Here is a 23,685-nt window from a genome sequence, read left to right as displayed (position 1 = left end):
GTATGCACAAACGTAATGTAGTAGGCTTTTTATGTGGATAGGGGTGATTTCATTATTCCCCGAAATGTTTAAAGCGATTACGGAATTTGGGGTTACAGGTAGAGCCGTAAAACATAATCTTCTGCAAGTGGAATGTTGGAATCCAAGAGATTTTACATTCGACAAGCATAAAACCGTGGATGACCGCCCTTATGGTGGTGGTCCGGGAATGCTGATGATGGTGCAACCTTTACGGGATGCGATTCATGCTGCGAAAGCAGAGGCAGGAGAAGGTGCAAAGGTGGTTTACCTTTCGCCACAAGGACGTAAACTCGATCAAGGTGGCGTAACCGAGCTTGCTCAAAATCAAAAATTGATTTTGGTATGTGGACGTTACGAAGGTATTGATGAACGATTGATTCAAACTGAAATTGATGAAGAATGGTCAATTGGCGATTACGTTCTGACCGGTGGGGAATTGCCGGCAATGACATTAATTGATGCTGTTGCGCGTTTTATTCCCGGTGTATTAGGCAAGCAAGCCTCCGCAGAAGAAGATTCTTTTGCAGATGGTTTATTAGATTGCCCGCATTACACCAGACCAGAAGTGTTAGAAGGATTAACTGTACCACCCGTGCTGATGTCGGGACATCACGAAGAAATTCGGAAATGGCGATTAAAACAATCGCTGCAAAGAACATGGCTCCGACGCCCTGAGCTCTTAGAAGGCCTAGCTCTGACTGACGAACAACGTAAACTGTTAAAAGAGGCTCAAGCCGAGCATAACAGTTAGTTTCAGTTACATCTAGGATCAATAAAGGATCAAACAATGTCTAACATTATCAAACAACTTGAACAAGAACAATTAAAACAAAACGTGCCTAGCTTCCGCCCTGGTGATACTTTAGAAGTTAAAGTATGGGTAGTTGAAGGTAGCAAACGTCGTTTGCAAGCATTCGAAGGCGTGGTTATTGCAATTCGTAACCGTGGCTTGCACTCAGCATTTACTTTACGTAAAGTATCTAACGGCGTAGGCGTTGAGCGTGTATTCCAAACTCACTCTCCAGCTGTAGATTCTATCGCAGTTAAACGTAAAGGTGCGGTACGTAAAGCTAAACTTTACTACTTACGTGAACGTTCAGGTAAATCAGCTCGTATTAAAGAGCGTTTGGGCGAATAATTTCGCAAAGAAAAAGGCTTGGAATTCCAAGCCTTTTTTGCATTCATCATATTAATCAGCACTATAATACAATTTTCCGATTTCAATTTTTTGACGACCAGTCTCTTCTCGCCATTTATTACTATCACGTAAAGAATACACACAGCCGCAATATTCCTGTTGATAAAACCGCTCCCGCTTACTAATCTCAATCATGCGTTGCGAGCCACCTTCTTTACGCCAGTTATAATCCCAATAAATAACATCATCATATTTTTCCGCAGCACGATGTCCACAGCCATTGATTTGATTCATATCCTTCCAGCGAGAAATACCAAGACAACTAGTAAATACAGGGAAACCATGTTCATGAGCATATTCAGCAGCTTTTTCAAAACGCATATCAAAACACATAGTACAACGAATTCCCCTCTCAGGCTCCCATTCCATTCCTTTGGCACGATCAAACCAATTTTGACGATCGTAATCTGCATCAATAAATGGAATGCCAAATTTTTGGGCAAAACGAATATTTTCTTCTTTACGAATTAAATATTCTTTGAGTGGATGAATGTTTGGATTATAAAAATAAATCGTAAATTCAATGCCAGATGCAAGAATTGCTTCCATCACCTCACCCGAGCAAGGCGCACAGCATGAATGTAAAAGAAGTTTATTATGCCCATCTGGCAACTCAAGTTTTTCACGAATAAAAGGTGCGTTAGGATCTTTGCGTACCTTTTGTTTACGAGTTTTACCTTGAAAGTTAACCGCACTCTGCTCAGGTTTAGATTGAAATTCTGTATTCATAAAGTTTAATTAAAATTAATGGGTATCAAGTATATAAGCTAAATAAAGGGCTAATAATTTCTATCCACAGACAAATAAGCCAAAGAAATCAACGCCTTCTTATAATCAGTGTCTGGCAAAATTGCAATTGCATCTACAGCTTTTTGAGCTTCTTCTTTTGCACGACTCATCGCGTAATCTAAAGACTTATGCTCAGCCATAATGGCTAATACTTCATCAATAGCTTCACGTTTACCACCTTGCTCAATCGCTTCGCGAATTAAAGCCGCCTGTTGAGCATTACCATGACGCATAGCATGTAGTAGAGGAAGGGTTGGTTTTCCTTCAGCTAAATCATCGCCTACATTTTTACCTAGAGCTTGTGCATTTGCACTATAATCCAATACATCATCCACAAGCTGAAATGCAGTTCCAATATAACGCCCATAATCTTGTAAAGCCTTTTCTTGCACTTCTGTTCCGCCCGCAACAATTGTCGCAGCTTGACCAGCCACTTCAAACAAACGCGCAGTTTTACTATAAATTACACGCATATAATTAGCTTCGCTCGTTTCAGGATCATTAACATTCATTAGCTGCTGAACTTCGCCTTCCGCTAAAACGTTAGTCGCATCGGCCATGATTCCTAAAATCTTCAATGACTCTAATTGTGCAACTAATTGAAATGCACGCGTATAAATAAAGTCTCCTACAAGTACACTTGCAGCATTCCCAAATTCTGAATTCGCCGTAGCGCGCCCACGACGCATATCGGACTCATCCACCACATCATCATGTAATAAAGAGGCAGTATGAATAAATTCAACAAAAGTAGCACAAGTAATTGAACTAGCTCCTTCGAACCCTAAAGATCGAGCTGCGAGAACTGCGATCAATGGTCGGATCCGCTTACCACCGCCTTGAACAATATAAAAACCTAACTGTCCTATTAATGGAACATCTGAATTAAGCTGAGCAAAAATATTTTGATTCACTTTTTGCATGTCGGGATCTGCAAGTTTCTGGATCTCGTCTATGCTCATAAGATCTTGTTTCTTCATTTTTTCATCAATTATTAGCCAAAAGTGCGGTGCATTTTACCCGAATTTTCAGACTTTCTGAAATCAATCCGCAAATGAAGGGAATTTTTTTATTTTATTGTAAATAAATTCTTGCCATAGGTAGGATTTTTCCGTAGAATTTGCGACCTATTTATATGAATTTTTAAGTGTGGACTGCTAAAGAGCAGGGAAACACAATTAAGCGGAGTATTTATGTACGCAGTTTTCCAAAGTGGCGGTAAACAACACCGTGTGAGCGAAGGTCAAGTTGTTCGTTTAGAAAAACTTGAACTTGCAACTGGAGCAACAGTTGAGTTCGATTCTGTGTTGATGGTCGTTAATGGTGAAGATGTTAAAATCGGTGCACCAGTAGTTGCTGGCGCAAAAGTAGTGGCTGAAGTAGTTGCACAAGGTCGTGGCGAGAAAGTTAAAATCGTTAAATTCCGTCGTCGCAAACACAGCCGTAAACAACAAGGTCATCGTCAGTGGTTCACAGAAGTGAAAATCACTGGGATTCAAGCATAATTTCAGAGGAGATCAAGTAGATGGCAACTAAAAAAGCTGGTGGTTCAACTCGTAACGGTCGCGATTCTGAAGCTAAACGCCTTGGTGTTAAACGTTTCGGTGGCGAATCTGTATTAGCAGGTAGCATCATTGTTCGTCAACGTGGTACTAAGTTCCACGCGGGTAGCAACGTAGGTATGGGTAAAGACCACACCTTATTCGCAACTGCAGATGGCAAAGTTAAATTTGAAGTAAAAGGCGAGAAAAGCCGTAAATACGTAAGTATTGTTACTGAATAATTTAAAATCTATTCGATTGAAACGCCCTACAATTTTGTGGGGCGTTTTGTCTTTTTTAATTTCACATAAGCGAGCACGCAATGAAACAACAACCTTTATTAGGCTTTACCTTTGCGCTTATTACCGCTATGGCTTGGGGCTCCTTACCTATCGCTCTCAAACAAGCTTTATCTGTAATGAATGCGCAAACTATCGTATGGTATCGTTTTATTGTAGCGGCGATCTCATTATTAGCCCTACTTGCTTATAAAAAGAAATTACCTGAACTAATGAAAGTCGGCCAATATGCTTGGCTTGCTCTTATTGGGGTAATTGGTCTTACCGGCAATTTTCTATTATTTAGTAGCTCGCTGAATTATATTGAACCTTCGGTTGCACAAATTTTTATTCATTTATCCTCTTTTGGAATGCTTATCTGTGGTGTACTAATCTTCAAAGAAAAATTAGGGCTACACCAAAAGATCGGACTTTTCTTATTATTAATTGGTTTGGGTTTATTCTTTAATGATCGTTTTGATGTATTTGCCGGACTAAATCAGTATTCAACAGGTGTCATCTTAAGCGTAGCAGGATCCCTTATCTGGGTCGCTTATGGAATGGCACAAAAATTAATGTTGCGTAAATTTAATTCACAACAAATCTTGCTAATGATGTATTTAGGTTGTGCCATAGCTTTTATGCCGATGGCTGAATTCTCACAAGTACAAGAACTCACACCTTTAGCTCTGATTTGTTTTATTTACTGCTGTTTAAATACCTTAATTGGATACGGCTCTTATGCGGAAGCACTTAATCGTTGGGATGTATCAAAAGTCAGTGTTGTTATCACACTTGTACCTCTTTTCACGATCCTATTTTCTCATATTGCGCATTATTTTAGGCCAGCAGATTTCGCAGCACCAGAATTGAATAATATTAGCTATATTGGTGCATTTGTTGTAGTATGCGGGGCAATTTTATCCGCAATTGGACATAAATTATTACCGCATAAAACTCATTAAAGTGCGGTTTATTTTGGAGAAGTTTTAATGAAATTTATTGATGAATCCCTTATTCGAATTGAGGCTGGGGATGGTGGCAACGGTTGCGTAAGTTTCCGTCGAGAGAAATTTATTCCGAAAGGCGGCCCTGATGGTGGTGACGGTGGCGATGGTGGCGATGTATATTTACAAGCTGATGAAAATCTCAATACCTTAATCGATTACCGTTTTAATAAACGCTTTGCCGCAGAGCGTGGAGAGAATGGACGGAGTTCAGATTGTACAGGACGTCGCGGTAAAGATATTATTTTACCTGTTCCCGTAGGAACTCGCGCTATTGATAACGACACCAAAGAAACCTTGGGAGATTTAACCCAACACGGTCAAAAAATGTTAGTAGCTAAAGGTGGTTATCACGGTTTAGGGAATACCCGTTTCAAATCATCGGTAAACCGTGCACCGCGTCAAAAAACAATGGGAACACCGGGCGAAAAACGAGATTTATTATTGGAATTAATGCTACTTGCTGATGTGGGAATGCTCGGTTTACCTAATGCGGGTAAATCTACTTTTATTCGTGCCGTTTCAGCAGCTAAACCAAAAGTTGCAGATTATCCGTTTACTACCTTAGTACCAAGTCTCGGTGTTGTGAAAGTGGACGACTCACATAGTTTCGTAGTCGCCGATATTCCAGGATTAATTGAGGGCGCAGCAGATGGTGCTGGGCTAGGAATTCGCTTTTTAAAACATTTAGAACGTTGCAGAGTGCTTATTCATTTGGTCGATATTGCTCCAATTGATGGCTCTAATCCAGTAGATAATGTCGCTATTATTGAATCTGAACTTTTCCAATACAGTGAAAAATTATCAGAAAAACCACGTTGGTTAGTATTTAATAAAATTGATACGATGAGTGATGAAGAAGCTGAAGAGAGAGCTCGAGAAATTGCTGAACAATTAGGTTGGGAAGAAGACTATTACCTGATTTCAGCGGCAACAAGGAAAAATGTTCCACCACTTTGTCGTGATATTATGGACTTTATCATAGCAAATCCACGCGAAGCTGAAACACAACAAGTTGCGCCTGAAGAAGTGAAATTCAAATGGGAAGATTATCATCAAGAACAACTAGCGGAGCATCAATTTGATGATGACGAAGATTGGGATGATGATTGGACCGAAGAAGATGATGAAGGAATTGAGTTCATCTATAAACCTTAAGAAGGTCTGATTTTATAAGCATTAAAAATTCAAAAGCACCTAAACTATTGTTTAGGTGCTTTTATTATATAAAGGAAATACCTTAGATGAAAACTTCTAGTGTTTTACCCGCACTTTAACACTTGATTTATTATTTTTTACCAATTGTAAGTGGAGACCTCGTATAGGTTTGACTATTGGTTTCACACTCTCTGGAAGTTTGCTTTCTACACGTTGTTTAATTTGTGTTGTAGCATCTACTTTAAAATGAAGTTGACGGCTATGAGCATTCTTCATTTCAGTACGGGTTTTGACACCTTTTACTACAACCTGATTATGCTTAGCATTCACCCCAGCATTAGTTGCAGTTTGTTGTTTTTTCGCATTAACTTCAACTTTTGCGTCTGCTTTCACACCAGCAATAGTCCCATTATCCCAATCTTTTTTAGCACTTTCGGCCCATTTATCTACTGTTGGAACAGCGAGTTTTCCACTGCCATTAGCAGAGAGATTGACACTCACTTCATTCACTTTATTTGCTAGTTGTTCAGTGTGAGAATCCCCAGAAATTGTACCGCTTACATGATTTGCATTAACAGAACCACCCACAAATTTAGCGTTACCACCAGCATTAATTGTCGCTGTATTGGTATTCATAGCGGTTTCCGTATGAGTTTCATTACGAATAACATTTACCGATAAATTTCCGCTACCAGATGATGGCGTCCATTTTTGATCATTAACGCTGCCGCCTAATTTTAATCCTACGGATACATCGGTTTTGTTCACATTATCTTTTGCTGCTGTAAGTGATAAATTACCTTTACCTGCATTTAAATTAAGATTTTGAGATTGAGAGTTTACGCCTTGTAAATTCACCCCATTCTGTGCGGTAATATTGACATTCTCGCCGTTTACTGAAACACCAGTATGAGTTTTGCTATTACTAACATTTACGCCAACATTCGCATTAAAGTTAACATTAGATACATCAGCACCAATATTTACACCTAATCCTACGGTAGCTGCCGTATTTTGATTATGATTATTTCCTGCCGTGATATTTACTCGCTTACCCGATAAATTTGCATTTTCTGTAGCCTGTACATTAGTTCCTTGCAAATTTAACACGCCTTGAGTTTGGACATTCACATTTTTACCAGAAATAGAGCCTGTTACTGCTTGGCTTTGATTACCTTGGTTACCATTTGCAGACACACTTACATCAATAGATGGTACTGCAGCTCCCGCCGATGGTACAACCATTGCACCGACACCTAACTTAGCATCAAAACCACCACCAGATTGGTTCTTACTGTTTGTTGCTTGATTAAATTGTGCAGTTTGAGCATTAATATTCACATTTTCTTTTCCATGAATATTTGCTTGGCTATTTAATTTACCTGTGTTGATGTTTATATTTTTAGCGTTAATAGAACCTTGCACTGAATTGCTTTCATGATTGCTTGATTGACTATAATTTGCGCCTACATTAGCGGATACATTAAAACGTTGGAAATCACTCGTATTCGCAGAAACACCCACACTTGCTCCCGCATTCATTTTGTCTGTTGAAGTCTGATTAAAGACAGCAACAAGTTGATGATTTTGTGAGTTAAATTGAGCCGTTTCACCCACATTATATTTCGTTGCATTATCTTGAATATGATTTGCCGTTACATCCACATTTTTACCCGCTTGCAATGCTGAAGCATGATGAGTAACACTTGAGGATGTTTCACGCCCACCTTTTGCAGAAAGATCTGCTTGAACGCTAAATACTTTTTTATTATCAATGCTGGCTGAAACTGTTACTCCTACATTTACATTATTACCAAAACCATTATGGCTATCCTGTGCGGTAGAATGAACAATCTGTTTGGCATTTTCTTGAATATTTCCATTAGCCTGTACTTGTGTACCTTGATGCTCAATACGATTTGCATTAAGTTGAACATTATTTGCAGCGGAAAGCTTACTCACTTGTGCTTTATTATCTACAGATGAATTAAGTGAATGATTCACGCTTGTACCTAAAGTAGCACTGACTTTACTTTCTGTTACTGTACCAGTTAAACCGATATTCACCTCGTTTTTCACACTATTTTGGATAGATTCGTTAGAATCTGCTTTCGTAGAGATGTGATCAGCTTGAATAGTCAAATTACCTTTTGTTGCAGCAACTTCACTACCAGAAATCACCACTTTTTTTCCAGTTAAAGAGACGTCCCCACCTTTTAATGTTGAGGCAGTATGCGTCGTAGCTTGGCTATTTTGACTATTGTTATAGGCATGTAAACCCACATGGAATTTACCTTCTGCTTTTCTCGCATCGGGCTTTTTATCAATACTGATTTCAGCATCAGAATTAATACTTGGTTTACCTTTACTGTTATCTATATTTAAGTTAGCTGTTAAATGCTCATGCTGGAATGTATTTTTTAAGCCATCAAATCTCCCAAAAAGACTAAAGCCCACTTCATTTGAAGATTTTTCAATATGGTTAGTCGCACCTTTAATCTCAATACCGCTTTTCGCAGCAATATCCAGTAAACCAGCAGATTGAACATTTGAGCCTATAATACTGACATTTTTATTAGTAGAAAGCTGTAGGTTTGACTCTGATTTAAGCGTTGAACCATGCGCAGTGGAAGTATGTTCATAACTGCTTTTACGAGCTTTAGTTATATCAAAAATCGTCCCCTGACGAGCATAATCGTTCGAAGTTTTATCGGCATGAGCACTATCAATAGTTAAAAAACCCTCATTTCCTTTTACAACACCATTACCACCAGTCACCACTCGACTACCAGTAATATGGACGCCTCTTTTAGCATCTAATACAGCATCACCTCTTACGGTGAGATCTGAGCCATGAATAATCTCAGCGTTTCTCCCTGTTCCCACAGTTTTAGAACCAGCCAATCCCCCCCAAAAACGCATATGATCATTTAAACTATAATGCTCCGTTGTTTTTTCTGCGTTAAAAGTTAAATCTCCTTCATTTTTAGCTAACAAGTCTCCATCAACCTTAGCAACCACGCCGATAAGATTAACATCACCTTTGCCACCTAAAACAAGATCATTTTTCGTTGAAATTTCAGTTGCAGTATAACGTTGAATATGACTATCTTGATTGCTCGTGCCCGTTTTTAAACGAGCCGTTTCATTTTTGAAATCAGCATAAGCTGATTGAGATTGAGTCGCACTTGTGCCACGTAAAGTTATGCCTTGTTCGCCATAAAGTGCGGTTGTTTTTGCTGAAATATTTGCACCTTCAGTGGTCACTTTACCTTTTGTAGCAACTATATTGATATTGTCGCCTTCGATAGTCGTACGGTGAGTAATTTCTGTTTTGTTGCTATCCAATTCATTACGATACCAACTACCTTTGTTTTGAAACTTGCTGGATTTATTGGCAACAACCGTTTTTTCTGAACCTAAATGAACGCCACCACCATTGATTTGACTACTTTTAGCTTGAATATCGGCACCATTAATATTCAATTGATTAATAATATTAATATTAAGTTTATCTGCTTTAATATGTGTCGCTTGATAATTTTCAGAGGTGCCACTACGTTCTTCACGAACATTAACGGTTCCTACTTTGCCAGATTTACCTGAACTATAACCATCTCCACGACTTACTTTCCCATTTATATTAGCTTGACCAGCTGTAATACTAATTTCTTTTGCACTTAACTCTGTTGATTGAGCTGTAATTGTGGCTCGGTCATCTGCAGAATGAATACGAATTCGGCCAGCTTGAATACTACCAACCACTCTCCCATCTAATACTTGCCCTGTTTTTTCTGTCGTGGTTATTTTTAATGTTCCGTTATCTTCTCGAGTAATTTTATTTTTACCTGCGATAACATTTACCCCTTCACTTGTTGTGATTTGACCAGCAATATTTACTTGTGGTGCAATTAAATCAATATCACCACTTGTTGTAATTTTGCCATTGGTACTCAATTCCTTATCGCCAGTAACATCATAACCATTTAAATTTCCAGCCGATACTTGAGGTTTACCAACGACTAAAGAAGCTCTAGGGGTATTTATAAAATCACCACCTTCAACGCTAATTCCATTTGGGTTAGCCAATACATAATCAGCCTTATCCCCAAAAACTTCTTGTTTACCTGCAATTTTAGAAGGATTACGACTAATCACTTCATTAAGGATAACTTTTGCAGATTGAGTTTTGAGATTTGGGTTAGCATTAAGATCGCCAGCAAGTTGGGACTTTCCATTTTGACGCGCATTGTTTAAAACAGCGCCCGCTTGCTCTACGTTAAATTTATTATATCGGTTATGGGAAAGCCCAGAATTACTTGGATTAGCAATATTGATGATTTCAATATTTTGTTTTTTACTAACTTGAGTATTACTGTCTGCAGAATTGATCTCAGCAAAAGCTGACTGCCCTGCAATACTTAGTGTAATGGCGAGAGAAATTTTACTTAATGAGTAAGATTTAGACATATTATTACCTCTAAGATAAAAAAGAATTCAGAGACACTCACTATGTAGCTATAGCGCCTCTTAATAGTTATGAAAAGTTTTTGTATTAAAACAAAATCAGAGAAGTTCGACCAGTATTTAAAATCTAGAAAATGTGATCTATATCACAAGATTAAGATTTTTTATTAATTACACTAGAACAAATAGACAAAATTCGTTGAAATAAAACGCTCTTGCTTTACTCCATCTGATTTATCAAATAATCGTCCTGTTGCCCATTCAAGATTTGCTTGAAATGCTTTATAAGACCAATTTAATCCTATCGCATAAGCAAGTGCTTTTTCACGTTGATCTTCATTAACAGATTTCTGTACACCTAAATCAAACCCCAAATAAGGCGAAAATGTTCCTATTTTCGTTTGCTTGATCCAAGCAATATCGTTATGTGATACAAGAGTTTTTTCAGCCGATAGATTCAAATCATTTAGCCCACGAACACGATTATACCCTGTTAAATCCTCTTGTTTTACCGATGGTAAATAATGCGAACTATATTGCCCGGTGAGCTGATGAGAGTGACGAAAAAGCTCACTAGCTAACGCTTGATAACGATTAAATTTCAGATCCAAATTCCAACGTTTAAATTGAGATTCAGGTTGTTCTTCCCCTCTGTTGTTTCCCTGTTCGTAACGAATATCGACAACTAAGTTTCCATTTTCAAATAATTGGAGATGATTGATACCAACAGAAATACTAGAAAGTGTCGGACTTTGTAATGCCAACACTACATCTTCAAGACGATGCTTACTATTGAGTTTTTCAAATTGGGTAGAAAATGTAGATATATGATTCCCCCCCCGGTGGAAAACATATTCAGCTGAAATTCCAGCTTGAACAGTACGACCATTTTGCTGTAAAGAAAAGTTTTCCAGTATTAAAGGTGATTTAAATTGTGAGAAAGATGCAAAACTACTAAATGTCCAATATCCATATGGTAAAGAATAATGCAGTAACAAAGAGCGGTTAAATTGATAACGGGATTTTAAAGTATGTGCTCCACTTAAATATAACGTATCGGATAAACCAAACGGATTTCCAATGTTCACAGCAGCACGTGCTTGCCAACGTCCATAATTTTTTGACGCTCGATCATCTATACCAATAGTTCCTGAAATACGAGAAGTTGACTCATTACTAAAAGACAATCTTATTTCACCATTTTTAGCAGGCAAAACATCAACGGTCACATTGTTTCCAGGTATACGATTCGCTTGATCAAGTGCTTGATCAAGATCTTGCACTTTAAGGGGATTACCCAAAACATTTGGTAACAACTGATTTAAATTAAGTTGCTTATCATCACTTTCTAATGCTGTAGTTTTTCCTTCAAAAACATGCAAAGTTAATAAACCTGAGTGATCATCTTCAAATTGGAATGGATTATGAATATATCCCTTATCAATATATTCCTGTGTAAGCTGCTGACTAAGCTGATTCAGTCTTTTCTCATTTATGCACTCTTCTTTCTTTGGTAATAAGTGGTCTGCCTTAACAAGTGTCACGCCCTTAAATTGAATGCCTTGATAATTTAAACACGCTTTTGAAAGAGAATCATTTTTTGATTGTTGAGTAGCAGATTGAAAAGAATGTTGTTGAATCCAACGATTTTGATTCAAAGATTGAAATTCATTGAATTGCTGTTTAGTTTGTTGAAATGATTGAGCCAAATTGTCTGCTAAAACCATAGGTGAAGTAGCAAGTAAAAGAAATGAGAAAGAAAGGTATTTCATATGAGAAAGCTTAATAACAATTACAGTTTATATTCAGTATATCGGAATCTACTTCTTAGTTTAATAAGAGAAGTGCTTATAACTATAATCAAAACTAACGTTCTAATAATACTAAAACGCCATTTATACATTTATGAGTTCAAGATACTGAATCCGATAAACTTTATATAAATGGCGCGTAATGAGACTAAATCAATTTAGTCACTATCAAGAATAAAAATGGCAATTAGCCTTTAATGTATATCACTTCTTGCAAGCTAAGAATCAACGCTCAAAAATTTCAGAATCAGTAAAGAAATAGGCGATTTCACGATTTGCACTTTCCACACTATCCGAACCATGAACCGAATTCTCACGCTGGCTCAATGCAAAATCTTTACGAATTGTACCTTCTGCTGCAATTTCTGGATTCGTTGTACCAATCAAAGTGCGGTAATCTTTCACTGCATTTTCTTTTTCAAGAACAGAAACTACAATCGGTGAAGACATCATATAATCAACTAAAGGAGCAAAAAATTCTTTGCCTTGATGTTCTGCATAAAAGCCTTCAGCCTGCTCACGAGTTAAGCGTACCATTTTAGAAGCTATGATTTTAAAGCCATTTTGCTCAAAACGAGTTAAGATCGCCCCAATTAGATTGCGCTTTACCGCATCAGGTTTAATAATCGAAAAAGTTCTTTCTGTCATCATATCTCCTTACTTCAATGATTTTGATAACATTAAGTTTGCTAAAGTTTGCACACCAATCCCTGTTGCCCCAACAGCCCATAAATCACTACCAGATTTACGATAAGTCGCAGAACAATCAATATGCAACCAATTTTTCTGATAATTTTTTATAAAATACGATAAAAATGCAGTTGCAGTGCTTGCACCCGCTCCAACTGGAACCGAACCAATGTTAGCAATATCTGCAAAAGATGAATTAATTTGTGATCGATGAAAATCTTCAAATGGTAAACGCCAAAAAGGTTCATTTTCTTCTTGTGCTGATTGGAAAAGATTCTTCACGAGATCATCATCCATAGATAATACCGAATGATAGTCGTTTCCTACAGCCACTTTTGCAGCCCCAGTTAACGTCGCACAATCAATAATAAAACCTGGATTTTGGTTATCAGCTTCAATCAATCCATCAGCCAACACCAAACGCCCTTCAGCGTCAGTATTGAGCACTTCTGCTGTCACGCCATTTTTATAAGTAATAATATCACCCAGTTTAAATGCATTATTGCTTACCAAATTTTCTGCACAACATAAATACAATTTAACACGTTGATTTAATCCATGAGCGATAGCAAAACCTAAAGCCCCCGCTAATAACGCAGCACCGCCCATATCGGTTCGCATTGTACTCATTCCATCACTTGGTTTGATGCTATAGCCGCCACTATCAAAAGTAATCCCCTTGCCAACTAAACAAGCTAACACTGGCGCATTCGGATCTTGCGTTGGATTGAAATCAAGTTGCAACATAGCGGGCAAGTTAGCAGAGCCTTTACCCACAGTCCAAATTCCATGATAACCTTGTTGCTCAAGTTCCTCACCAGAAATAATCTTAAAATTTACCGCACTTTTTTCATTATAAATGTCTACTTGGTTTAAGATAAATTCAGCCGCACGCTCCGCTAATTTAACTGGCGTTAAACTTTGTGCTGGTTCATTAATAATTCCACGCACAAAATCACTACATTCGATACGAGCTAACAATTCATCTTGCGGTTCATCATCTAAATGTGGAAACTCAATCGCGTAATCTTGTTTTGCAGTATAAAAACCTTGATAAAACGCCCAGCAAAATTCCAAATTCCATTCTTCACCAATCAACTCCACATCTTTAATCCCCTGTCCACGTAATTTACGTGCAGCTTGTTGAACTAAAGTGCGGTCAGTTTTTTCATTATTTTTTAAATGAATCGTAGCTTTATTAGAGTCAAAGCTCAAAATAGCATTTTTTCCCCAAGCGTCAGAGGCTAACGAATTTGAAATCGTGATTTGCATATCTTCCCCATACATAAAACAAAAAAGGATTAAAAAACTATACCAGTTTTATACCTAATTTCACATCATTCAATCATGAATAACAAGCATTTTACAAATATTTAAGGTAGAATCTACTAAATTTAAGTTTGTACATGCTTTTATTCGTATGATTCAAGAAAAACATCTAACGTTTACAATTAACCTCTTAGTTTCTCTATTTTTCTTAACCGTTTTAATCATTCCAAAGGGTTATAACTATGCACCAATAATATTAAGCGCAATTGGATTGATTTATTTCATACCATTAAAGAAAAAACTATCTTTTAGCTCTGAAGATAAAAAACTGATTTTTTCTTTTTTATTTTATTTCTGCACATTCTTATTATCTATCATTATCAATAAAGATGGGATGAGAGAAATAGATAATCCAAGCCGACTTCTTTTATTCATCCCCCTACTACTTTTATTCAAAAACTTTCCAATAAAAAGGAAAACAATTTTATATGCGATACCTTCTAGTGCATTAATTACTGGATGTGTTGCGTTATTTCAGAAGTTTGCATTAGGATATGAAAAACCATTTCCTGAAACAATGCATATACAAATGGGTGATATCGCCATATCTTTAGCAATATCAAGTCTTATTATTAGTATCTATTTTTCTATAAAAAAAGAATATAAATCAGCACTATTTGGAATGATTGGTCTGATACTAGCTGTAAGTACTAGTGCGCTATCTGGGGCTAGAGGTGGATGGATTGGCTTCCCTATTGTATTTTTTATTGTTTTAGTTCTATATAGAAAATATATTAATAAAAAATTAATTCTATCTTTATTTATAATAACCACCCTGGGATTTTCCACATTACTTTCAAGCTCTAAATTTGGAATTGAGCAACGTTATAATGAAGCAAAATCAGATATCATTAATTACTTTGAAGAAAGTAATAAAGATACATCCTTAGGGGCTCGCTTTGATATGTGGGAAAATGCATTAGTTGCTATTAAGGAAGCACCTATATTTGGTCATGGTAGTGAAGGATACAACCAATTTAGAGATCGACAAGTGAGCTCAGGACAAATGGCTAAAACAACTTTAGGCTTTAAAAGTTTACATAACCAATATTTAGAATCCTGGGTGAAACGAGGGTTAATTGGATTTATAGGATTAATTTTTGTTATTCTAATACCATTATTTTTCTTTATTAAAAATTTAAATACTGAAAATTTAGAAATAAAATGCATTACTATCCTAGGAATTACACATATTATTTCTCACTTATTCTTTTTCACGAGTCAATCATTTTTAGCCCATAATTCAGGTAATATCTTTTATTTTTTTACTTGCCTTATATTTTATTGCCTAATTAAACGAAAACAAACTTAAATAATAAGATATCAGGTATTATCCTCTTTTACTTTATTTTGATTAAGATTTCTATTACACAAGTATAATGTTACCGTCTGACGAAGTCCTTGTTCAAAGGTTATTTGCGGTTGCCAACCTAATTCTGCATGAATTTTAGAACAATCCAATGAATATCGCACATCGTGACCGGGGCGGTCTTTTACAAAAGCAATTAAATCTTCGTAATACTTAATGTGATTAGGCTTATTTGGTGCAAATTCTTCGAGTAATCGGCAAATTATTTTAACCACTTCAAGGTTTGTTTTTTCACAATTTCCACCGATATTATAGTTTTCCCCGACTCGGCCTTTTGTTAAAACTAAATATAAAGCTTGAACATGATCTTCCACAAATAACCAATCACGAATTTGCTGCCCATCACCATAAATTGGCAAAGGCTTCCCCATCAGCGCATTTGAAATCATTAAAGGAATGAACTTTTCAGCATGCTGATAAGCCCCATAGTTATTGGAACTGTTTGTGATAATCACTGGCAAACCATAAGTGCGATGCCAAGCGTGCACCAAATGGTCACTCGCCGCTTTTGAGGCTGAATAAGGGCTACTCGGATGATAAGGGGAATGTTCAGTAAAGGCGGGATCAGAAAGGGATAAATCCCCATACACTTCATCAGTAGAAATATGATGGAATCGAAAGGCTGATTTTTTAGCCTCATCTAAGGTATGCCAATAATTCTTAGCAACTTCTAACAACGTATAAGTACCAACAATATTGGTTTGAATAAAATCAGCCGCTCCTGTAATAGAACGATCAACATGACTTTCTGCCGCCAAATGCATCACTGCATCCGGCTGATATTTGTCAAAAATACTTTCTAGAACCTTAAGATCACAAATATCAACTTGCTCAAAAGCATAACGAGGATTGTTTTCCACCTCTTTCAAAGCTGATTGATTTGCCGCATAGGTCAGTTTATCAATATTAATAACAGAATCTTGAGTATGATTAATGATATACCGAATAAGGGCGGAACCGATGAAGCCGGAACCGCCGGTGATAAGGATACTCTTCATTAATAAGCCCCAGTTTTCTTACAAACCACTTTAACAGTTTTAAGTAAGATCACAATGTCATTCCATAGAGACCAGTTTTTAGCATACCAGGTATCAAAATAAACTCGCGTTTCATAGCTCACATTATTTCGCCCACTGACTTGCCATAAGCCAGTCATTCCAGGTTTTGCCATAAGGTAATAATCAACGTCCTCTTGATAATAAGATAATTCCTTTTTCACTATTGGACGAGGTCCGACTAAACTCATTTCACCTTTAAGTACATTCCAAAGTTGAGGTAGCTCATCTAGGCTTCTCGCTCTTAACCATCTGCCTATTGGTGTAATGCGTGGATCATCTTTAAGTTTGAAGTCTTTTTCCCATTCTAATCTAGCACTTTCATCCGTTGCCAAAATCTTTGCTAACACTTCATCTGAATTATTCACCATTGTTCGAAACTTCAAACATTTGAATTTCTTTTTGTGCTGACCAATTCTTGAATGCTCGTATATGAAATTACCGCCATCTCTTGTGATTATAAAATATAAAGGAATACAAAATGGTAACAATAAAAGTAAGAGAAAAGATGAGCCTAAGATATCAAAGGTTCTTTTAACAATCTTAGATGAACGTTTTGCTAAATTATTATTTACTCTAAAAAGCACCATTTCTTGGCTAAATAAAAAAGACATATCCGTGCCATAAAGTGGAATACCTCGAAAATCAGGAATTACTGAAATAGAACGGCATCCTTTACGAATTAAATAACGTAACCAAAAATCTTGTTTGGCTTTATTTTCTTCATCAATCGCCAGAATAAACTGAGTAAATTCTGGCGACACTAATTTCATTAGCAACTCAGGGTTATGGCGCATAACGGGAATACACTCAATAAATTCTGAATGGTAATCTTCCGTTGTCGCAAACAATTTTATGTCGAATCCTAAATACGATTCATTATTTAAAGCGTTAAATACCTCTTTAGCATTTTTCCCATTGCCAATAATGATAGTTTCTTTTAGATACATTCCGCTTTTTATCAAAAGCTTTTTTACAAGAATCCGGAAAAAAGGAAGTCCAACAAAGATACAAATCCAAGTTACAGACCAAAAATAACGGGAAACATATAGACGAGAAAAGGCAACTATCGCCAATTCAATAATGAAAAGGATCAGTAAGGTCCGGATAATTTCTTTTAATTCAAACCAAAACGGTTTGCGGTAAGTATAGTGCCGTAATCGTATCCAAAACCATAACACACCAACAAAAGATACACAGGCATGAATCAATACATAGTCATTAAATTCTTCCAAAGGAAAATAAAAACGGCCGCCACGAGTGATATCTAACACTTCATAAGCAATAAATAATGAACTAAAAAGTGTTAAAAAATCAGTAGCTAACAAAATAAATTTACACCACGTAATTTTATGCATAGTGAAATCCTTATTTTAAAAATTTCCGTTTTAATAAATTAATCGCTTTTTTTAACAAATTCTCGCCTTCCAAATTAACTACCGGAATTTCACAAAACTTTAACTGATGATGAACCAACCAAACATTGAATAAGCGCTCAGCAATAAAACCAAATACTCTTTTTTGGTAGCTATCATACTGGGTTATATCTATTCGCCTTTCTAATTCAAACAAAATAGGGAAAAGCCATTCACAGTATTCTGATGCTTTCTCTGATGACATGACAAACATATTATAAATATGTATCTTTCGGCCTTGCATAATTGCATCAAAGCTCGTTATGTACTCAGGATGCAATTCAGAAATAATTTCCCTTGTACAATTCAGATCCTTAACATGATGGGCATGTTGGTAGTGAGAATAAATTGATTCAATAAAATAATTTCGTTTTTTCGGTAAAATCGCATCATATTTTTCTAGAAGAGATAGCAACTCTCTTTCTGATGCAATATGCTGTTTCTTCAAACATAACTTTTTACCTGCAAAATAACGGCGATAGTGTACTAACCCAACATATTGGTTATTTTTAAAGATACCATTTTGCCAAGCCCAATAAAGTCCTGTTAATTCACAAAAACTACTATTTTTTTCAGCTATATTCACACCAACACTATCTTGGTAAAACCTTTCATTTTTTAGATCACTTGTAGTCTTCCCTACCACAAACAGCGGGCGATAGCATGCAGAATCTGGAAACTCATAGTCTTTATGTGTGATCACTAATACAGTAAGCTTTTGCATGTTATTTTAAGTAATCCTTGTGATGAGAAAAGTCATTAGTCAGCCCATGCCACATTGCACGCCAAGCAAATAGTAAACGAGAAAAGCTTGGCTGAGTAAATGCATAAAACCAAGTCGTTTTAACAAAAAAAGCCAGAGCATAAATAAACCCTTTATGCTTGGCAAAAGTAGCAATTGTATTACGACAAAAACAATATTGTTTTAAATCTGAATGTGCATTATTAAACCGTAATTTACCAAAAAACATTGGTTCTGATATAGAACTTGCAATAGGATGATAAAATAATGCATCAATCACTGTCAAAATATTGGCACGGCATGCCTCTGCACGCATTGTATATTCTCTCTCATCTCCCCAAATAAAGTATTCCTGCATAGGAAATCCCATTTGTTGGACAAGATCCCTTCCGATTAATGTACCATTAAAAGGCAATACTGTATCCTTAATTTGATTATCTATTTTTAAAGATTTAGGGATATCAGAGTAATGATCAATTACTTGTAAACTATTTGGCAACCGTAAGCTAAAACTTAGTTTTTCCTTGCCTTCACAATCAATCACAATAGGGCCAATATAGCAATTATGAGATACATAAGGTAAAAGCTTTTCCAAACATGTTTCAGCTGGAAATCCATCATCATCCATCAACCAAATATAATCAAAACCTTGTTCAAACGCATACTTGATCCCTTCATGGAATCCACCTGCTCCCCCCATATTTTCGGGCAAGGTGATGAAAGTAAAAGCATCATTATTTGTCCAACCATGCTCACCTAAAAAATCAGCTGTGCCATCAGTACTGGCATTATCAATCACCACAATATGAGATAAAGGATGTGTTTGGGCTTTTAGCGCATTTAAACAATTTAATAATAATACTTTGCGGTTAAACGTTACAACCACTGCACAAATTGATTTTTCAGCATGCATAATCAACTCAATTTTATTTAAACAAAAGCCATACACGAAATCGTATATGGCTTTATTTCTAGACTCGCTATACTTTAGTCCATATTTACATAAAAAGGTTTAAGTGCGGTCTGTTTTTCTAATGATTCTTTTACAACATCAGCTGTTTCTAAAGCTTCTTTAATCGTCACATCCATATCTAAATAACGATAAGTACCTAAACGCCCGACAAAAGTCACTTGCGTTTCCTTGTTCGCTTTTTCAACATATTGTTGTAAAAGAGCTTTATCTTTCACTAAACGAATCGGGTAATACGGAATATCATTTTCACCACATAGACGGCTAAATTCACGATAACAAATTGTTTTCTCGTGTTGTTCCCATGGCGCAAAGTGTTTATGTTCTGAAATACGAGTATAGGGTACTTCTTCATCACCATAGTTAATTACCGCATTACCTTGGAAATCACCCTCATCACGGAATGCCTCAAAATCTAAGGTACGATAACCTAAGCGACCTAACTCAAATCCGAAGTACGCATCTAACGGACCTGACCAGAAAATATGATCAAATTCAGCTTTCATCGATTCAGCAAATGGTGTATTTAAACGCACTTCAATATTTTCATGATCTAAAATCGCTTCCACAATTTGCGTATACCCCTCTTTTGGCATACCTTGGAATTTATGTGCAAAGTAGTTATCGTCATAATTAAAACGCACAGGTAAGCGTTTTAAAATGCTTGCCGGTAACTCTTTTGGCTCAACACCCCATTGTTTTTTAGTGTAACCATAGAAGAAAGCTTTATACAAATCCTTACCTACAAAACGCATTGCTTGCTCTTCAAAGGTTTGCGGATCAGTAATAGACAAATCTGCTTGCGCTTCAATTAAAGCTTTTGCTTCTTTCGGGGAGCACGTTTTTCCAAAGAATTGGTTAATCGTATGCAAGTTAATTGGGAGAGAATATACCGCACCTTGGCTAATCGTTTTTACACGATTAACAAATGGCATAAACTCACCAAAGTTGTTTACATAATTCCATACTCGCTCATTATCAGTATGGAAAATATGTGGGCCATAAACATGCACCATTACATTCGTTTCAGCATCACGTTCAGAGTGACAGTTACCTGCTACATGGCTACGAGAATCGATAACAACCGTTTTATAACCTTTATCTGCTAATTCGCGAGCGATAACGGCATTGGAGAAACCTGTGCCGACCAAAAGAAAATGCTTTTGCAAAGTAATATCCTAAATTAAGCCTTAAAATATTCTACATATAAACGCAACGCATTTGCTAACATTGCTTCTTGTCTATGTGGTTTATCAAAATGTAATGGAATCATAGATAAGAACAGCAAGATTGTTGGTGCAATAATAGCTTTATTTGATAACTCCGGAATTAGTGATTTTTGCATAAACATAGACTGAACTTGTTTCAAACGTGAATCTAAGTTAAATCTAAGTTTTACACCAATCTCATCACTTTTTTCAAGGTGGAATGCATCAGCGATAATAAAGTCATATAAACCAATGAAAGAATGGCAGAGTTTTGCCAAATCGTAACTTTGATTTCCGTAAATAGTTAATTCTTGCTGAATATTCAATCCTCTAGGGTCGATCACTTTTACACTATTGCTGCGAGAATCATACATTACATTACTAAAACATAAATCACCATGCACAACAGCTGGGACTTCAGGTAATGCTAATGAAGCATCAATGCACTCTTGTGCAATTTGGCGTAGAGGTGGCAAGTCTTTTCCGTTATAACGGGTAGGCTTATCTAGATCAATACTTTTCTGTTTTGCATAAGCTTCTAAGCGCTCATAAGTTTTATCTGCGTAAAGAGCGGTCGAATCTTGGTGAATTTTTTCAATAAGCCCTTTATCATCATAAGAAAAATATTTGCGAGATTCATTCATATAAAATGAAATCAAACCAAGCACTTTTTCCCAAAAAGCTACTGGATTTCTACCATGGACGAAAATCTCATTTAATGGCAAGATAGGGAGATACTCAGTTTCATAGAACGGATTACCTTGTTCTGTTTTCCCAGACTGAATTAATTGTGGTGTAAAACGTTTTAATTCCGCAGGTAATTGTTGGAACCAATTTGCTTCAGCCTCAATTTTTCTTGGTGGAGTACCTGATTTCCATACCACACCGTTTTCAATTTTTAATGAATTAAAGGCTCGTTGTGTCGTAATAGTTGAGCGCGATTGGAAATAAGTATTGATATGCCCAAAGTCATACCATGAATCTACGTTCTCATAATCAATGCCTTTCTCTTCTTCATAAATTTTAACTGATTTTACAAAATCTCCTTGAGAAAGAGCTAATGCCCTCACAAAGGCTTTAGGGCTAGAAAATGCAAAGAAACCGCACCATACGGCATTAAAATCTTCAACTTCCCAAGTGTAGTCATCTTGAGGTTTACCTAAACCAACACAATCAATATCTTCAGGAAAGCACCCTAATAACGTATCGCCATGTAGTAATCTTAATGTTTCATTTTCATAACCAATGGCATTTAGGACATAAAGAAGTGCCATTCCCAATGAAATACCGTCTTGAACAAAGATTGGCTCAACATTAAGCTCTTGAAGTAATAATGATTCATCAATGCTTATAGCATAATTACTAGGAAGAGAAACAATAATTTTTTGTGAAAATTGCTTACGTAATGCATTCACTTGATATGAAAGCAATTTCTTATTTCCAATAGGCAAAAAGCAAGGTGGAATTGAACCAAATTCATTACGAAATTCTGCATTCACATAAGCCGCTGAATTAATTAGAATCATATTCACCATCCATTTTTGTTAATTTACGGATTTCATCATAGCTCATTGAAACAAATTCATCGGGGCGAACAGCACGATCATCCACATAAAAGCCATCATACCCGCACCAAGGTTTACCGACATAAATTTCATCATAAGGGACATTATGGCGATCTAGCCAGGTCATAATAATCGGTAATGTATTAACATTGATCTTGCCAACGTTGCCTTCATAAGTTCTCATATTACGGCTTGAGCTAATAACGATTTCAAACCCCTTTGCTTTATATTCGCGTAACTTTTCAATTACCGGAATTATCGGTTTAGCATTTCTATAATCTCCATTCTCCGTAAGAGTAATGGTATTATCTAAATCCATAATTAAACGTTTCATATTATGGCTCCTACTTTATTTAATAATGCTAGATATTCATCTGGTGTTCCACAAAACAGAATTTCATCATTAGGGATAAGATCGTAATAAACAACTTTTCCTTGAGTAATTAAGTCATTATAAAGTGGCGCTATGTAATATTCATTTTTTGTAGTATTACCTGAATGTTTGGCATCTAAAAACAATTTCTCAAATACAGATTTATTTTTAAAATAATATAAACCATCGCTACACAAATCAGAGATTCGTTCTTTCTCAGTAGTGCGAATAACTTTTTTAGACATTCCATCAGGCATAGCAAAAGACCAATGGTCTCCTTCACCTTTAAAAACTTCTAGATAACCATCACATTCATTAACCCAATTTGGTTTCACAAAGTCAATTATTCTAGAATCAATATTAAAAATATAAATCTCTTTATCTTCTTTAATATGCTTGATACCTTGATAAACTGTATCAGCCTGCCCTAAGGTTTCTTCGGGTAAACAAACTAATTCATAATCAGTGATACCTAAGTTTTTGATTTCTACTTCTAGAAAATCCTTAGTTTCATAAACATCACGATAAATAAAAACAAATTTATCTGATTTGAAATATTGCGCAAAAGATTTTACGGACCAAGCAAAAACACTTTCACCGTTCAAATTAAGTTGATATTTAGGTTTAGTATAACCAGCTTTAAAAAAACGGGAGCTTAAGCCCGCCATTGGGATGATAAACATAATGAATTCCTAAATA

21 protein-coding genes are annotated in these 23,685 nt (G+C 36.2%); 7 read left to right on the top strand and 14 right to left on the bottom strand.

Going from position 1 to position 23,685, the window contains the following annotated elements; translation table 11 throughout:
• Positions 1-31: 31 nt before the first annotated feature.
• Together trmD and rplS are read left to right on the top strand one after the other, a co-directional pair.
• Positions 32-772 (top strand): tRNA (guanosine(37)-N1)-methyltransferase TrmD, encoded by a 741-nt coding sequence (trmD, locus tag AC6H22_RS00720; RefSeq protein WP_046952671.1) that lies wholly within the window; start codon positions 32-34, stop codon positions 770-772.
• Between the two features lie 36 nt (positions 773-808).
• Positions 809-1,159 carry a 50S ribosomal protein L19 gene (gene rplS, locus AC6H22_RS00715; RefSeq protein ID WP_005626422.1) on the top strand — a complete coding sequence of 117 codons (351 nt, stop codon included), beginning with the start codon at positions 809-811 and terminating at the stop codon, positions 1,157-1,159.
• A gap of 51 nt (positions 1,160-1,210) precedes the next feature.
• Here the strand turns inward: rplS and AC6H22_RS00710 are convergent, their stop codons facing one another.
• Together AC6H22_RS00710 and ispB are read right to left on the bottom strand one after the other, a co-directional pair.
• Positions 1,211-1,948 carry an epoxyqueuosine reductase QueH gene (locus tag AC6H22_RS00710; RefSeq protein WP_005645533.1) on the bottom strand — a complete coding sequence of 246 codons (738 nt, stop codon included), beginning with the start codon at positions 1,946-1,948 and terminating at the stop codon, positions 1,211-1,213.
• 50 nt (positions 1,949-1,998) lie between these two features.
• Positions 1,999-2,988, bottom strand: a complete 990-nt coding sequence (gene ispB / locus AC6H22_RS00705; RefSeq protein WP_497515200.1) for an octaprenyl diphosphate synthase — start codon at positions 2,986-2,988, stop codon at positions 1,999-2,001.
• Between the two features lie 213 nt (positions 2,989-3,201).
• Between ispB and rplU the strand changes: the two genes are divergently transcribed.
• The 4 genes from rplU to cgtA all read left to right on the top strand — a co-directional run bounded on the left by rplU (position 3,202) and on the right by cgtA (position 5,992).
• Complete coding sequence (rplU, locus tag AC6H22_RS00700) at positions 3,202-3,513, top strand: 50S ribosomal protein L21 (RefSeq protein ID WP_005626416.1); 312 nt, start codon at positions 3,202-3,204, stop codon at positions 3,511-3,513.
• Between the two features lie 20 nt (positions 3,514-3,533).
• The gene (gene rpmA / locus AC6H22_RS00695) at positions 3,534-3,791 is read left to right on the top strand and encodes a 50S ribosomal protein L27 (RefSeq protein WP_005626413.1); all 258 of its coding nucleotides are present in this window, start codon (positions 3,534-3,536) and stop codon (positions 3,789-3,791) included.
• Positions 3,792-3,871: 80 nt separating this feature from the next.
• Positions 3,872-4,792, top strand: coding sequence for a DMT family transporter (locus AC6H22_RS00690; RefSeq protein ID WP_046952667.1), 921 nt, complete (start codon positions 3,872-3,874; stop codon positions 4,790-4,792).
• A 27-nt stretch (positions 4,793-4,819) separates the two neighbouring features.
• The gene (gene cgtA, locus AC6H22_RS00685) at positions 4,820-5,992 is read left to right on the top strand and encodes an Obg family GTPase CgtA (protein ID WP_046952666.1); all 1,173 of its coding nucleotides are present in this window, start codon (positions 4,820-4,822) and stop codon (positions 5,990-5,992) included.
• A 96-nt stretch (positions 5,993-6,088) separates the two neighbouring features.
• Here cgtA and AC6H22_RS00680 read toward each other — a convergent pair whose 3' ends face one another.
• From AC6H22_RS00680 to pepB, 4 genes are all read right to left on the bottom strand, one after another.
• Positions 6,089-10,462: a two-partner secretion domain-containing protein gene (locus AC6H22_RS00680; protein ID WP_497512883.1), complete on the bottom strand. Its 4,374-nt coding sequence runs from the start codon at positions 10,460-10,462 to the stop codon at positions 6,089-6,091.
• A gap of 173 nt (positions 10,463-10,635) precedes the next feature.
• Complete coding sequence (locus AC6H22_RS00675) at positions 10,636-12,231, bottom strand: ShlB/FhaC/HecB family hemolysin secretion/activation protein (RefSeq protein WP_497512882.1); 1,596 nt, start codon at positions 12,229-12,231, stop codon at positions 10,636-10,638.
• A gap of 264 nt (positions 12,232-12,495) precedes the next feature.
• Positions 12,496-12,918 carry a nucleoside-diphosphate kinase gene (ndk, locus tag AC6H22_RS00670; RefSeq protein WP_497515198.1) on the bottom strand — a complete coding sequence of 141 codons (423 nt, stop codon included), beginning with the start codon at positions 12,916-12,918 and terminating at the stop codon, positions 12,496-12,498.
• A 9-nt stretch (positions 12,919-12,927) separates the two neighbouring features.
• Positions 12,928-14,232 carry an aminopeptidase PepB gene (gene pepB, locus AC6H22_RS00665; protein WP_497515197.1) on the bottom strand — a complete coding sequence of 435 codons (1,305 nt, stop codon included), beginning with the start codon at positions 14,230-14,232 and terminating at the stop codon, positions 12,928-12,930.
• 148 nt (positions 14,233-14,380) lie between these two features.
• On the opposite strand from pepB, the gene AC6H22_RS00660 reads away from it, so the two are divergent.
• Entirely contained in the window at positions 14,381-15,601 is a 1,221-nt protein-coding gene (locus tag AC6H22_RS00660) for an O-antigen ligase family protein (protein ID WP_497515195.1), read from the top strand.
• Positions 15,602-15,612: 11 nt separating this feature from the next.
• Here the strand turns inward: AC6H22_RS00660 and rfbB are convergent, their stop codons facing one another.
• The 8 genes from rfbB to AC6H22_RS00620 all read right to left on the bottom strand — a co-directional run bounded on the left by rfbB (position 15,613) and on the right by AC6H22_RS00620 (position 23,669).
• Entirely contained in the window at positions 15,613-16,656 is a 1,044-nt protein-coding gene (rfbB, locus tag AC6H22_RS00655; protein ID WP_497515193.1) for a dTDP-glucose 4,6-dehydratase, read from the bottom strand.
• Complete coding sequence (gene wbaP, locus AC6H22_RS00650) at positions 16,656-18,071, bottom strand: undecaprenyl-phosphate galactose phosphotransferase WbaP (protein ID WP_497515192.1); 1,416 nt, start codon at positions 18,069-18,071, stop codon at positions 16,656-16,658. The genes rfbB and wbaP overlap by 1 nt, the downstream gene beginning before the upstream one ends.
• 10 nt (positions 18,072-18,081) lie before the next feature.
• A complete protein-coding gene (locus AC6H22_RS00645) occupies positions 18,082-18,852 on the bottom strand; it encodes a DUF4422 domain-containing protein (RefSeq protein WP_497515190.1) in 771 nt (256 codons plus the stop codon).
• 1 nt (position 18,853) lies between these two features.
• Positions 18,854-19,783 (bottom strand): glycosyltransferase family 2 protein, encoded by a 930-nt coding sequence (locus AC6H22_RS00640; RefSeq protein ID WP_497515188.1) that lies wholly within the window; start codon positions 19,781-19,783, stop codon positions 18,854-18,856.
• Positions 19,784-19,857: 74 nt separating this feature from the next.
• Positions 19,858-21,009: a UDP-galactopyranose mutase gene (gene glf / locus AC6H22_RS00635; RefSeq protein ID WP_497515186.1), complete on the bottom strand. Its 1,152-nt coding sequence runs from the start codon at positions 21,007-21,009 to the stop codon at positions 19,858-19,860.
• A 14-nt stretch (positions 21,010-21,023) separates the two neighbouring features.
• Entirely contained in the window at positions 21,024-22,574 is a 1,551-nt protein-coding gene (locus tag AC6H22_RS00630; protein WP_497515185.1) for a phosphotransferase, read from the bottom strand.
• The gene (locus tag AC6H22_RS00625; protein ID WP_497515184.1) at positions 22,561-22,947 is read right to left on the bottom strand and encodes an HAD-IIIC family phosphatase; all 387 of its coding nucleotides are present in this window, start codon (positions 22,945-22,947) and stop codon (positions 22,561-22,563) included. The genes AC6H22_RS00630 and AC6H22_RS00625 overlap by 14 nt, the downstream gene beginning before the upstream one ends.
• On the bottom strand, positions 22,944-23,669 hold the full coding sequence (locus AC6H22_RS00620) for a glycosyltransferase family 2 protein (protein ID WP_497515183.1): 726 nt from the start codon (positions 23,667-23,669) through the stop codon (positions 22,944-22,946). Before AC6H22_RS00620 ends, AC6H22_RS00625 begins: the two co-directional genes overlap by 4 nt.
• Positions 23,670-23,685 lie beyond the last annotated feature (16 nt).

The organism is Haemophilus sp. THUN1690, from assembly GCF_059704375.1.
This window is presented reverse-complemented; position numbering and strand designations above follow the sequence as displayed.